Below are 13,263 nucleotides of genomic sequence, written 5' to 3' on the forward strand. Positions count from 1 at the left end.
ATGTCGGATCTGCCGGCAGAGCTCGAACGAGTACACATGGTGGGCATCGGTGGTGCCGGAATGTCCGGCATCGCGCGGATCCTGCTCGCTCGCGGGGGACAGGTGTCGGGTTCGGATGCCAAGGAATCGCGCGGCGTGCTCGCACTGCGCGCACGCGGTGCCCAGGTCCGCATCGGTCACGACGCCAGCGCGCTGGACATGATCGACGGCGGACCCACCGTGGTCGTGACGACCCACGCCGCGATTCCTCAGACCAATCCCGAACTCGTCGAAGCTCGCGAACGCGGAATTCCGGTGGTGCTGCGACCGGCCGTGCTGTCTTCTCTCATGCAGGGATACCGCACGCTGCTGGTCTCGGGTACGCACGGAAAGACGTCCACGACCTCGATGCTGGTCGTCGCCCTGCAGCACTGCGGGTTCGATCCGTCGTTCGCCGTTGGAGGAGAGCTCAACGAAGCCGGGACCAACGCCCATCACGGCAGCGGCGACGTGTTCGTGGCCGAGGCGGACGAGAGCGACGGCTCGCTGCTGCAGTACACGGCCAACGTCATCATCGTGACCAACATCGAAGCCGATCATCTGGACTACTTCGGCACCACCGACGCCTACGTTCAGGTGTTCGACGACTTCGCTGCGCTCCTCGGTCCCGGCGGTGTGCTCGTGGCCTGCATGGACGACCCGGGTTCGGCGGCGCTGGCTCGACGCGTGGTCGAGCGGAACCTTCCCGGAGTCACGGTGCTGGGATACGGGTCCTCGGACGTCGACGCGGGGCCGGTCGACATGGCCGTTCGGCTGCTGGCGTGGGAGCCCGAGGACATCGGCGGCGTCGCGCAGTTGCAGATCGCAGGTGAGGACGCGGCGCGCACCGTACGGCTCGGCGTCCCCGGCCGGCACACTGCACTCAACGCTCTGGCGGCGTTCGTCGCGGCGCGCCAGGTCGGTGCCGGTGTCGAGGAATTGCTGGCCGGGCTCACCGGTTTCGGCGGCGTGCATCGACGCTTTCAGTTCACCGGGCGTGAGCACGGCGTCCGCGTGTTCGACGACTACGCGCACCACCCGACCGAGGTGCGTGCGGTGTTGACGGCCGCGCAGGCCCTCGTAGCAGGCCAGGATCGTTCGGGTGGCGAGCAGGGACGGGTGGTGGTGGTGTTTCAGCCGCACCTGTACTCGCGGACTGCGACGTTCGCCGAGGAGTTCGGTGCCGCGTTGTCGTTGGCCGACGAGATCGTCGTGCTCGACGTCTACGGCGCGCGAGAGGAGCCGTTGCCCGGTGTGACGGGGGCGCTGGTTGCCGCTTCGGTGACCAAGCCGGTGAACTATCAGCCGGATCTGTCGTTGGTGGCCAAGCAGGTCGCCCACCTGAGTGTGCCCGGCGATGTCGTCATCACCATGGGAGCCGGCGACGTGACGATGCTCGGCGGGCCGATTCTCGATGCGCTTCGCTCGAAGACCGATTTCGGTGCTGCGACCGGCCGCGGAGTACCGAAGGATCGGCCGTCGACGTGACCCGCCGCTCCGATCGAGTCCGTTCTTCGAGGTCGGGAACAGCTGCACGAGAGGGTGATTCGCCGTCCGCGGTCACCGACAAGCAAGCCCGCGCTCAGGCACGGGAAGAAGAGCGCGCCCGAGTGAAGCGGTCGCGTCGCAAAGCCGCGCTGATTGCGCTCGCCGTGGTGGTCGTCGTGGTGGGATCGGCTGCGCTGGTGTACTTCACGCCGCTGTTGTCCGTTCGCACCATCGCGGTCGCGGGGGCATCGTCGGTGTCCGAGCAGGAGATCCTCGATCGGCTGGACGTACCCGTCGGCCTTCCGCTGGTTCGGGTGGACACGGCGGGGGCGGCGCAGCGGGTGGCAACGATCCCGGCGCTGGCGACGGTCCGCGTGCAACGCCAGTATCCGTCCACCGTGCAGGTGACGGTCGAGGAGCGAGTTCCGGTGGCGTTCTTCGATTCTCCGGACGGCACCCATCTCCTGGACTCCACCGGCGTCGATTTCGCGATCGCGCCGCCACCGCCAGGGGTAGTACGTCTGGTGACCGACAATCCGGTGTTCGGTGATCCGGTGACGAAAGATGCACTGGCGGTTCTCGATACGTTGCCACCGCTGCTGCGCGATCAGGCCGCCGAGCTGCGGGCGAGCACGCTGTCCGACATCTCGATTCTGCTGCTCGACGGGCGCACCGTCGTGTGGGGCAGCAAGGACGACTCCGAGCGCAAGGGCGCGGTCGCGATCGCATTGCTGTCCCAACCCGGTCAGATCTTCGACGTGTCGAGTCCGGATCTGCCCACCACCAAATAGTTTCGACGCGCGGACCGGAATTTCTCGCGTGGCGTCGGCGCGCCTAATGGCGATAGTCGTCGGCGATGAATAGCGTTTCGACCAGTTCAGTACTTGACATAACTCTAAGCCTGTGGTTTAGGTTGAGGGTTTTCCACATTTCAGGCAACAATCCACGGAAGGCGAGAGCCCATGACGCCCCCGCACAACTACCTCGCCGTAATCAAGGTCGTCGGCATCGGCGGCGGCGGCGTGAACGCGGTCAACCGCATGATCGAACAGGGACTCAAGGGAGTCGAGTTCATCGCGGTCAACACCGACGCTCAGGCCTTGCTGATGAGTGACGCAGACGTCAAGCTCGACGTCGGCCGCGAACTGACCCGCGGACTCGGCGCAGGTGCCGATCCCGAGGTCGGCCGCCGCGCAGCAGACGATCACAAGGACGAGATCGAAGAGGTGCTCAAGGGTGCCGACATGGTGTTCGTCACCGCAGGCGAGGGCGGCGGCACCGGTACCGGTGGCGCTCCTGTCGTCGCCAACATCGCTCGCAAGCTCGGCGCACTGACCGTCGGTGTCGTCACCCGGCCGTTCTCCTTCGAGGGCAAGCGGCGCGGTGGACAGGCCGACACCGGCATCCAGCAGCTCCGCGAGTCCTGCGACACGCTCATCGTCATCCCGAACGACCGACTGCTCCAGCTCGGCGACGCGGCCGTCAGCCTCATGGACGCGTTCCGCAGCGCCGACGAAGTACTGCTCAACGGTGTCCAGGGCATCACCGACCTGATCACCACTCCCGGACTGATCAACGTCGACTTCGCCGACGTCAAGGGCGTCATGTCCGGCGCAGGCAGTGCACTGATGGGTATCGGATCCTCACGCGGTGAGGGTCGCGCGATCAAGGCGGCCGAATCGGCGATCAACTCGCCGCTGCTCGAAGCCTCGATGGAAGGTGCACGCGGAGTGCTGCTCTCCATCGCCGGTGGATCCGATCTCGGTCTGTTCGAGATCAACGAGGCCGCCTCGCTGGTGCAGGAAGCCGCACACATCGACGCCAACATCATCTTCGGCACCGTCATCGACGACTCGCTCGGCGACGAGGTCCGCGTGACCGTCATCGCCGCAGGCTTCGACGGCGGAACCCCGACGCGGCGTCCGGTCGAAGCTGCCACCTCCACCCGCGGCCCCATCGGATCGGCTCGCTCGGGCGAGGTGTCCTCCAAATCGACCGACAGTTCCGACGGTGCTGTGTTCCGCGACCCGGTCGGCGCACCGAGTGGTAGCAGTCTGCCGCCGCTGAACTCGTCGAGCTCGTCCAACCGCGAATCGTCGAGCCGCGAATCCGCAGCCGGTTACGGTCGCGACTCGTCCGGCCAGGGCCGGGACTCGTCCGGACAGGGCCGCGAGTCCGTCGGTTCCGGCCGTCGCGTTCCGATCGCCGAGGACGAGGGCGAAGACGAAGTCGATGTGCCGTCCTTCATGCGGCGGTGAGTGACACCGCTTCCGCCGGTCCGTTTCGTGTCCGACGCGTCTCGACGACGCGGGCGGGCGGCGTCTCGGCACCGCCGTTCGACACGTTCAATCTGGGCGATCACGTAGGTGACGACCCCGCTTCGGTGGAAGCCAACCGTCGACGCCTCGGCGATCGACTGGGTATGGGACTCGAACGGCTCGTGTTCATGGAGCAGGTCCACGGACGCACCGTCACCGTGGTGGACGGTCCGGTGTCCGAGCCGGTGCCGATGACCGATGCGTTGGTGACGACGCAACGTGATCTCGGTCTGGTGGTGTTGACTGCCGATTGCGTGCCGGTCCTGCTCTCCGACGAGGAGGCAGGCGTGATCGCAGCGGTGCATGCAGGACGGGTCGGTGCCCGCATCGGCATCGTTCCCCGGGTGTTGGCCGCCATGGTCGAGCTCGGGGCGGTTCCGGCGCGGATCGGCGCATTTCTCGGTCCGGCGGCGAGCGGCCGACAGTACGAGGTGCCCGCCTCCATGCGAGCGGACGTCGACAAGCATCTCCCCGGCAGCGCGACGACCACGGTCCGCAACACGCCGGGGCTGGACATTCCCGCCGGTATCCGCGCTCAGCTGCTCGCCGCGGGAGTGTCCGGTGTCGCTCAGGATCCGCGGTGCACCATCGAGGACCGGGCCTTGTTCAGTCACCGTCGTGAAGGATCGACCGGCCGAATCGCCAGTGTCGTCTGGATGGACAGCACATCCCCCGGTGATCGGGCCGAAACGGCAGACCGGTGAACCGGCAGAAGAGGTTGTCATGAGCGAACCCACCGGCAGCGCGTCGGGCACCGACCGGGCGCAGGAGATCGAGACGGCGTTGACGTCGGTGCGCGAGCGGTTGCACCGCGCCTGTGTCGATGCGGGCCGGTCGCCCGCCGACGTGGCTCTGCTGCCGGTGACCAAGTTCTTCCCCGCCTCGGACGTGCGGGTTCTCTACGAACTGGGGTGCCGCGACTTCGGCGAGTCCCGAGAGCAGGACGCGTCGCCCAAGGTCGCCGAGACGGCCGAAGATTTCGTCGGCGATCCGCCTCGCTGGCACATGATCGGACACCTGCAGCGAAACAAGGCGAAGTCGGTTGCCGCGTGGGCGCACGCCATTCATTCCGTCGACAGTGCGCGGTTGGTGGCCGCACTGTCCAAGGCGACGACGGCGGCATTGGACGAGGGTGTGCGTCGGACCGAACTCGACGTGATCGTTCAGGTCAGTCTCGACGGGGATGTGCACCGCGGCGGCGTCGAACGCGACGAACTCCACGAGCTTGCCGACGCGGTGTCGAACGCGTCCGGGTTGCGTTTGGCGGGGTTGATGGCGGTGCCACCGCTCGGTGCCGATCCGGACGCCGCATTCGCCGATCTCGAGAGCCTGCACCGTCGGCTGACGGCCGATCATCCCGAAGCGCTCGAGCTGTCCGCAGGCATGACCGGAGACCTGGAAGCTGCTGTGCGGCACGGATCGACGTGCGTGCGTGTCGGTACCGCAATACTCGGCGCGCGGCCGATAACCTCGCAATAACAGTCCATGGATCACATCAGTCACAACAGACACTTGCGAACCTGGAGATGGACAGTAGACACACCGCCACGGAAGGCAGAACGATGAGCACCCTGCACAAGTTCAAGGCGTACTTCGGCATGGTTCCGCTCGCCGACTACGAGGACGACTACCTCGACGATCCGGACACGCGACGCAGTTCCCGTGGTGGTCGTGACACCTACGACGACATGGACGAGCGTGAATTCGTGAAGCCGTCGTTCGGTGGATCTCGGCACGCGCAGGTCGAGGACGACTACGACGACTACGAGGCCCCGCGTCCGGCGACGCTGGCCCCGATCGGCGGACGAGGACGTGGCGCGGCACCGACCACGCGAGGTGCAGCAACCAGGGGAGCGTTGGCCATGGACACTCGGATGGACGTGCGTGCGGAGACGCGACGCAGCCCTATCGCGGACGACGGCGGCCCGCTCTCGAAGATCACCACGCTGCGACCGCGTGACTACAGCGAGGCGCGCACCATCGGTGAGCGTTTCCGCGACGGCACTCCGGTCATCATGGACCTGGTCGAGATGAGCAACGCCGACGCCAAGCGCCTGGTCGATTTCGCGGCCGGGCTCGCCTTCGCGCTGCGCGGTTCCTTCGACAAGGTGGCGACCAAGGTATTCCTGCTCTCGCCGGCCGACGTCGACGTCTCGCCGCAGGAGCGCAGGCGGATCGCCGAGACCGGCTTCTACAGTCAGCAGTGAGAGATTCGCTGTTCGGGGCGGTAGTGCAGGGCTGTGACCAGCGCGCTTTGCTCAGCCCGTCGAATTCAGGCAGAGTATAGCCGTGATCGTGTTCACGGTGATCAACATCGTATTGTTTCTTTTTTGGCTCCTTCTCATCGGTCGAATCATCGTCGAGTTCATCAGAACTTTCGCGAGAGATTGGCAACCGACCGGGTTGGTCGTCATCGTGCTCGAGGCGATCTTCACGGTCACCGACCCGCCGGTGAAGTTCCTCCGCAGGATAATTCCGCCGCTCAACCTCGGCGGAGTGCGACTGGACCTGTCCATCATGGTCCTGCTGTTCGTCGTCTTCATCGCGTGGAATGTGACCAGCGGTCTCGCGGCCTGAGATCGCAGACGAAATGTTAGAACGCGGGACCCAGCGCATGCTGCGTGTCCTGTGTGACAGAATGGACGCCAGTTACAGTTTGATTGTTCTGCACTCGCGCGGAATGGCATATAACTGAATGCTTGCTCTACCGCCCCAAGACGCGTGAAGGGATCCTTCCATGCCGCTGACTCCAGCTGATGTGCACAATGTCGCGTTCAGCAAGCCGCCCATCGGTAAGCGTGGTTACAACGAAGACGAGGTCGACGCTTTTCTCGACCTCGTCGAGCAAGAGTTGTCGCGACTGATCGAAGAGAACGCCGACCTCCGCCAGCGGGTCGGTGAGCTCGACCAGGAGCTTGCGGACGCCAAGAACGCTTCGCGGCAGAGCCCGCAGGCGGCTCAGGTCGCGGCACCGAAGGCCGAGCCACAGCGCCCGGTGGATCCCCCCAAGCCACCGCCCGTCGCGGCCCAGCCCGCTCCGGTCGCACCCGTTGCGGCGGCCCCGCAGCAGAGCGGCGACTCCAACATGCAGGCCGCCAAGATTCTGGGCCTCGCTCAGGAGATGGCCGATCGTCTCACCGGTGATGCCAAGTCGGAGTCCGAGCAGCTGCTCGGCAACGCGCGCACCAACGCCGAGCGTTTGGTCTCGGATGCCCGCACGCGTTCGGAGTCGATGATGTCCGAGGCTCGGCAGAAGTCCGAGTCGCTGCTGTCCGACGCACAGACGCGCTCCGAGACCCAGCTGCGTCAGGCCAAGGAGAAGGCCGACGCACTGCAGGCCGATGCCGAGCGCAAGCACACCGAGATCATGGCGACGATCAACCAGCAGCGTTCGGTCCTCGAAGGTCGCATCGAGCAGCTCAAGACGTTCGAGCGCGAGTACCGCGTGCGGCTCAAGTCCTACCTGGAATCGCAGCTCGAAGAGCTCGAGAACCGTTCCTCGGCGCTGCCGGTGGACAACGGGCAGGACAACTTCAACCAGGACAGCCAGTCGTCGGGGTACAGCCAGTCGTACGCCAAGGGCAACTGACGCAGGAGTTCGTGTCGATGCTGCCGAACACGGCAGCATCGCACCCTGACGTCGCGTCGAACGGTGAGCGAGGAATCACGTGCTGGTCCTGACTCTCGGCGCAGCGGCTATCGGCTTCGGCTTTCTAATTCTTGCGTTGATGACGGGGTCGGTCGTGTGGGCGTGGGCCTGCATCGTCGTGTGTATCGTGGGAGCAGTTCTGCTACTTGTCGGTGCACTGACGGGCAAACGACCACCGCCGGAACCCGACAAGTAATATGTGCTGATTTCCCCAGTTGTTTCAGGCGTCGATCCGGCTATCACCGGGGAGCTTTCGGAAGAACGACTCGGTTCGATGGGCAACCACCTCGAATCGACGTCCAGTAGAACCGAACGGGTGAGCCCGTCACAGCTCACGTGGAGAGGCTTGCTCCGGCGACAGTGTCGTCGGAGCCGAGCAAGCGGGGTGGTACCGCGGTATCCGACGTCCCGATCGTCGAATGTCGTCCCCGTGCCAACAGGTGTCGCGTCCAATACGCGTCCGGCACGGAGGAGACAGATATGGCAGATGCGAGCGCACGTCCGAAGAATGCGTCCTACCCGCTGGTCGATCTGGCCGAGGGCCGATCGGGCAGTGTCCCGTTCCCCGATCTCGAACGCATCGTGCTGCACGAGTGGGCCGAGGACGGCACCTTCCGAGCCAGCATCGACAATCGAGCGGGTGCCGAGGAATTCGTCTTCTACGACGGCCCTCCCTTCGCGAACGGTCTGCCGCACTACGGCCACCTCCTCACCGGCTACGTCAAGGACCTCGTCCCGCGATTCCAGACGATGCGGGGCAAGAAGGTCGAGCGCCGCTTCGGCTGGGACTGCCACGGTCTGCCCGCAGAGTTGGAAGCGGAGAAGCAGCTCGGTATCAAGGACAAGTCCGAGATCGACGAGATGGGCCTGGCGAAGTTCAACGCCTACTGCAAGCAGTCGGTACTGCAGTACACCGACGAGTGGCGGGACTACGTCACCCGGCAGGCGAGGTGGGTCGACTTCGACAACGACTACAAGACCCTCGACGTCGACTTCATGGAGTCCGTCATGTGGGCGTTCAAGACGCTGCACGACAAGGGCCTGATCTACCAGGGCTACCGAGTTCTGCCGTACAGCTGGTACGAGCAGACACCCCTGTCCAACCAGGAGACCCGCCTCGACGACGCGTACAAGATGCGTCAGGATCCTGCGGTCACCGTCACGATGCCGTTGACGGCTCCCGGCTCGGACCTGGACGGCGCGAACGCGTTGATCTGGACCACCACGCCGTGGACCCTGCCGTCGAACCTGGCGATCGCGGTGCATCCCGAGGTGCAGTACGTGCAGGTGCGAGGCACCGACGGTGAGCGTTACGTGCTTGCCGCTGCGCGTCTTTCGCACTACGCGAAGGAACTGGGGGAGGAGCCGGAGGTGCTCTCGGAGCACACCGGTACCGAGTTGGTCGGACTTGCTTACGCACCGCCGTACGATTTCTTCCTCGGCCACGAGAACTCGCACCGCGTGCTGCAGGCCGACTACGTCACCACCGATTCGGGCACCGGAATCGTCCACCTCGCACCGGCTTTCGGCGAGGAGGACATGGACGTCGCCACCGCGAACGGCATCGAGGTGGTGCAACCGCTCGACGCAGGCGGCAAGTTCACCTCGCTGGTGCCGCCGTACGAGGGCCTGATGGTGTTCGACGCCAATCCGGTGATCATCAAGGACCTCAAGGCGTCGGGTCGGTTGCTGCGGCACGAGACCATCGAGCACTCGTACCCACACAGCTGGCGCAGTGGTCAGCCACTGATCTACATGGCGGTGCCGTCGTGGTTCGTCGCAGTCACCAAGTTCCGTGATCGGATGGTCGAGCTGAACCAGGAGATCACCTGGGTTCCCGAGCACATCAAGGACGGCCAGTTCGGCAAGTGGCTCGAAGGTGCACGCGACTGGAACATCAGCCGAAACCGGTACTGGGGCAGTCCGATTCCGGCGTGGACTTCCGACGACCCGGCGTACCCACGGCTGGATGTGTACGGCAGCCTGGACGAGCTCGAGCATGACTTCGGTGTGCGGCCGACCGATCTGCACCGGCCCTACATCGACGATCTGACGCGTCCCAACCCGGACGACCCGACGGGTGAGTCCACGATGCGCCGCGTTCCCGAGGTGTTGGACTGCTGGTTCGAGTCCGGCTCGATGCCGTATGCGCAGGTGCACTTCCCGTTCGAGAACGAGGAGTGGTTCTCCACGCACAACCCGGGCGATTTCATCGTCGAGTACAACGGGCAGACACGCGGCTGGTTCTACACGTTGCATGTGCTGGCCACGGCCCTCTTCGATCGACCGGCGTTCAAAACTGTTGCTGCACACGGCATCGTGCTCGGTGACGACGGCCTGAAGATGAGCAAGTCCAAGGGCAACTACCCGGACGTCAAGGAGGTCTTCGACCGCGACGGCTCCGACGCCATGCGGTGGTTCCTGATGTCCTCACCGATCCTGCGAGGCGGCAACCTCATCGTCACCGAGCAGGGCATCCGCGAGGGCGTCCGCCAGGCGCTGCTGCCGATCTGGAATGCGTGGAGCTTCCTTCAGCTCTACGCTTCGAAGCCCGGTCAGTGGCGGACCGATTCTCCGCACGTGCTCGATCGCTACGTTCTGGCCAAGTTGTCGGCCACCCGCGACGCGATCACCGATGCGCTCGAGGGCAACGACATCGCCGGTGCCTGCGACGAGCTGCGCACGTTCTGCGATGCGCTGACCAATTGGTATGTGCGACGGTCGCGTTCGAGGTTCTGGAGCGAGGACGCCGACGCGATCGACACCCTGCACACCGTGCTCGAGGTGCTCACGCGCATCGCCGCCCCGCTGTTGCCGCTGATCAGCGAAGTGGTGTGGCGGGGCTTGACCGGTGGCCGCTCGGTGCACCTGACGGACTGGCCCGAGGCCGACGAACTGCCGTCGGATCCCGAACTCGTCGAGAGCATGGACGAGGTCCGCACCGTGTGCTCGACCGTTCTGGGTCTGCGCAAGGCACAGAACCTGCGCGTGCGGTTGCCGCTGCCCGAGGTGACCGTCGCGGCCGCCGATGCGGAGCGGCTGCGTCCGTTCGTCGACATCATCGCCGACGAGGTCAACGTCAAGAAGGTCGATCTGACCGAAGACGTTGCGGTACACGGAAAGTTCGAGCTCGTCGTCAACGCGCGTGCTGCGGGCCCGCGGATCGGCAAGGACGTCCAGACCGTCATCAAGGCCGTGAAGGCAGGCGATTGGTCCGAGGACGCGGACGGTGTGGTGAGCGCAGCAGGAATTGCGCTGCTGCCGGAGGAATTCACTCGCAGGCTCGTTGCCGCCGAGCCCGAATCGACGGCGCCGTTGCCCGGAAACGCCGGACTGGTCGTGCTCGATTCCGCCGTCACCGAGGAGCTCGAAGCCGAGGGCTGGGCCAAGGACCGCATCCGCGAACTGCAGGACGCGCGTCGCAATCACGGCTTCGAGGTCTCGGACCGCATCGACATCGTCATCGAGGTCCCCGAACATCGGCAGGCGTGGCTCGACACGCACCGCGATCTCATCGCCGGTGAGGTGCTCGCACTCTCGCTCGTCGACGGACGCGTCGGGGACGACGGCAGCGATCTCGGTGAGGGAGTGCGGGCAGCGATCACCAAGTCGTCATGATCGACGTCGACGGATCGGTCGTCGTGCCCACCGAGCCGTGGTCGGGTCCGATACCCGACCGTGCGGCGCAGGCGCTCGGCTTCACCGTCGATCTCGGCTGACCATGTCGAACATCGCCGACGACACTCTGCGGAGTCGCCGATGGGTGCTGCACCTGGACATGGACGCGTTCTTCGCATCCGCCGAACAGCTCACTCGCCCCACGTTGCGGGGCCGCCCGGTCCTCGTCGGCGGCGCGGGTGGGCGGGGAGTGGTGGCCGGTTGCAGCTACCAGGCGCGTGCCTTCGGGGCGCGTTCGGCCATGCCGATGCATCAGGCTCGCCGACTCGTCGGAGCCGGGGCCGTGGTGTTGCCACCGCGGTTCGTTCTCTACTCCGAGCTCAGCCGACGCGCTTTCGAGGCACTACGCGGACCCATGCCCGTTCTCGAACAACTCTCGATCGACGAGGCGTTCGGTGAGCCGCTCGAACTCGCCGGTGCGACGGTTCACGAGGTCGAGCAGTTCTGCGCGGGCCTGCGCGCACTGATACTCGCCGAGACCGGACTGGTCGCCTCGATCGGTGCCGGATCCGGAAAGCAGATTGCCAAGATCGCGTCGGGACTGGCCAAACCCGACGGCATCACCGTCGTCGCTCCGGGAATCCAGGCCGAGTTGATGGCGGCTCTGCCGGTTCGGAAATTGTGGGGGATCGGACCGGTGGCCGAAGAGCGCTTGCGACGCTTGGGGATCAACACCATCGGCAAGTTCGTGGCCACCCCGGAGTCCGAGGTGGCGTCGATTCTCGGGGCCACGATGGGGCCGAGCCTGCATCAGCTCGCACGCGGAATCGACAATCGCGTCGTGGCCGAGCGGGCCGAGGCCAAACAGGTCAGCGCCGAGACGACGTTCGCACAGGACCTGATCTCTCTCGCTCAGCTCCGCCCGGCCATCGAGTCCATCGTCGATTCGACGCATCGCCGGTTGCTGAAGGACGGTCGGGGTGCCAGGACGGTGGTACTGAAACTGCGCAAGTCCGACATGAGCATCATCACCCGATCGGCAACGTTGCCGTACGCGACGGTGGACAAGCAGACCATCGTGGCCACGGCACAGCGACTTGCCGTCGATCCGGTCGACGTCGGTCCGATCAGGCTCGTCGGCGTCGGGCTGGCCGGGCTGTCGGCCGTGCGACAGGGTTCGCTGTTTCCCGAGCTGGAGTACGAGCCTGCCGCGGATGCGACCGAGGAGTCGCCCGCACCGATCGAGGCCGCCGCGGATGTCGTTGTCCCGGACGGTCCGCGGTGGCAACCGGGCATGGACGTCCGGCATCCCGACTTCGGTCACGGCTGGGTGCAGGGGGCCGGTCACTCGGTGGTGACCGTGCGATTCGAGACGCGAACCAGCGGGCCGGGAATCGCGCGCACCTTCGCCGAATCGGACGACAACCTGGTCGTTGCCGACGTTCTCGACAGCCTGAAGTGAGCTGTGGCGTCGCTGAGGAAACTCTGTGAGGTTTCACAGGTATGCCGATCGCGTTGTGACTCGGGCGTGTCGAGCTGACATAGTGGACCAGGTCCGAGACGACCCCATTCCAGACGACCGACGAGTCACAGAACGATCGAGACGTGACTCAGAGTGAAAAGGACAAGCACTTGAAGCTTCGCAACACCCGACGGGCAATGGTTGCCGGCATCGCCATCGCCGGAGCGCTCACCATGACCGCCTGCAGCTCCGGAGGCGACGAAGAGCCCACCGCGACGACGACGGCGGTCACAACTTCTGCCGCTGCCGCTCCCGACGCCGGTGCGTACCCGCCGGTGCCGACCGTGGAGGACCTCAACGCTCAGCTCGTACGCGGGCTCGACCCCAACGTTCCGGTCGAGGAGAAGGCCGCCCTGATCCAGGGTGCATCCGAGGATCCCGAACTGATCAACCAGGTCGCCGCCGCTGCCGTCGCCAACAACGCGCAGATCGAGATCACCAGCATCGACGATCTCGGCACCGGCGTCCTCAACGCGGGCATCACGATCACGCTCAACGGCCAGGCCAACCCCGGCACCTTCCAGTTCGTCCCCGAGGACGGCGTCTGGAAGCTCTCCAAGGACAACGCGTGCGGCATCGTCTCGCTCGCGCAGCTGACCAGCCCGGCGTGCCCCGCACCCTGAGTCCTGCCGATCGTCTCTGACCGACAA

12 protein-coding genes are annotated in these 13,263 nt (G+C 65.6%); all 12 read left to right on the forward strand.

Annotation, left to right across the window (positions count from 1 at the left end; translation table 11 throughout):
• Complete coding sequence (murC, locus tag CH291_RS20520) at positions 1-1,506, forward strand: UDP-N-acetylmuramate--L-alanine ligase (protein ID WP_094688477.1); 1,506 nt, start codon at positions 1-3, stop codon at positions 1,504-1,506.
• Positions 1,503-2,297, forward strand: a complete 795-nt coding sequence (locus CH291_RS20525) for a cell division protein FtsQ/DivIB (RefSeq protein ID WP_082898936.1) — start codon at positions 1,503-1,505, stop codon at positions 2,295-2,297. Before murC ends, CH291_RS20525 begins: the two co-directional genes overlap by 4 nt.
• A gap of 171 nt (positions 2,298-2,468) precedes the next feature.
• Positions 2,469-3,764, forward strand: a complete 1,296-nt coding sequence (gene ftsZ, locus CH291_RS20530) for a cell division protein FtsZ (protein ID WP_068051956.1) — start codon at positions 2,469-2,471, stop codon at positions 3,762-3,764.
• A complete protein-coding gene (gene pgeF / locus CH291_RS20535) occupies positions 3,761-4,528 on the forward strand; it encodes a peptidoglycan editing factor PgeF (protein ID WP_068051953.1) in 768 nt (255 codons plus the stop codon). Before ftsZ ends, pgeF begins: the two co-directional genes overlap by 4 nt.
• A gap of 19 nt (positions 4,529-4,547) precedes the next feature.
• The gene (locus CH291_RS20540) at positions 4,548-5,303 is read left to right on the forward strand and encodes a YggS family pyridoxal phosphate-dependent enzyme (protein WP_068051992.1); all 756 of its coding nucleotides are present in this window, start codon (positions 4,548-4,550) and stop codon (positions 5,301-5,303) included.
• An 83-nt stretch (positions 5,304-5,386) separates the two neighbouring features.
• The gene (locus CH291_RS20545) at positions 5,387-6,031 is read left to right on the forward strand and encodes a cell division protein SepF (RefSeq protein ID WP_068051950.1); all 645 of its coding nucleotides are present in this window, start codon (positions 5,387-5,389) and stop codon (positions 6,029-6,031) included.
• Between the two features lie 82 nt (positions 6,032-6,113).
• Entirely contained in the window at positions 6,114-6,401 is a 288-nt protein-coding gene (locus CH291_RS20550) for a YggT family protein (protein WP_068051947.1), read from the forward strand.
• A gap of 160 nt (positions 6,402-6,561) precedes the next feature.
• Positions 6,562-7,413 (forward strand): DivIVA-like cell division protein Wag31, encoded by an 852-nt coding sequence (wag31, locus tag CH291_RS20555; protein ID WP_094640120.1) that lies wholly within the window; start codon positions 6,562-6,564, stop codon positions 7,411-7,413.
• A 79-nt stretch (positions 7,414-7,492) separates the two neighbouring features.
• Complete coding sequence (locus CH291_RS26905; protein ID WP_176460265.1) at positions 7,493-7,669, forward strand: hypothetical protein; 177 nt, start codon at positions 7,493-7,495, stop codon at positions 7,667-7,669.
• 284 nt (positions 7,670-7,953) lie between these two features.
• Entirely contained in the window at positions 7,954-11,091 is a 3,138-nt protein-coding gene (gene ileS / locus CH291_RS20560) for an isoleucine--tRNA ligase (RefSeq protein ID WP_094688478.1), read from the forward strand.
• A gap of 103 nt (positions 11,092-11,194) precedes the next feature.
• On the forward strand, positions 11,195-12,553 hold the full coding sequence (locus tag CH291_RS20565; protein ID WP_094688479.1) for a DNA polymerase IV: 1,359 nt from the start codon (positions 11,195-11,197) through the stop codon (positions 12,551-12,553).
• Between the two features lie 197 nt (positions 12,554-12,750).
• Positions 12,751-13,236 carry a hypothetical protein gene (locus CH291_RS20570; protein ID WP_176460298.1) on the forward strand — a complete coding sequence of 162 codons (486 nt, stop codon included), beginning with the start codon at positions 12,751-12,753 and terminating at the stop codon, positions 13,234-13,236.
• The last annotated feature ends 27 nt before the right edge of the window (positions 13,237-13,263 follow it).

The organism is Rhodococcus sp. 14-1411-2a (genome assembly GCF_002259485.1).
In the GTDB taxonomy this organism is placed as follows: Bacteria; Actinomycetota; Actinomycetes; order Mycobacteriales; family Mycobacteriaceae; genus Rhodococcoides.

Coding starts and splice junctions, on each gene's coding strand:
- CH291_RS20565 (WP_094688479.1), top strand. CDS start 11,195: ATGTCGAACATCGCCGACGACACTCTGCGGAGTCGCCGATGGGTGCTG.
- CH291_RS20570 (WP_176460298.1), top strand. CDS start 12,751: ATGGTTGCCGGCATCGCCATCGCCGGAGCGCTCACCATGACCGCCTGC.
- murC (WP_094688477.1), top strand. CDS start 1: ATGTCGGATCTGCCGGCAGAGCTCGAACGAGTACACATGGTGGGCATC.
- CH291_RS20545 (WP_068051950.1), top strand. CDS start 5,387: ATGAGCACCCTGCACAAGTTCAAGGCGTACTTCGGCATGGTTCCGCTC.
- ftsZ (WP_068051956.1), top strand. CDS start 2,469: ATGACGCCCCCGCACAACTACCTCGCCGTAATCAAGGTCGTCGGCATC.
- CH291_RS20540 (WP_068051992.1), top strand. CDS start 4,548: ATGAGCGAACCCACCGGCAGCGCGTCGGGCACCGACCGGGCGCAGGAG.
- ileS (WP_094688478.1), top strand. CDS start 7,954: ATGGCAGATGCGAGCGCACGTCCGAAGAATGCGTCCTACCCGCTGGTC.
- wag31 (WP_094640120.1), top strand. CDS start 6,562: ATGCCGCTGACTCCAGCTGATGTGCACAATGTCGCGTTCAGCAAGCCG.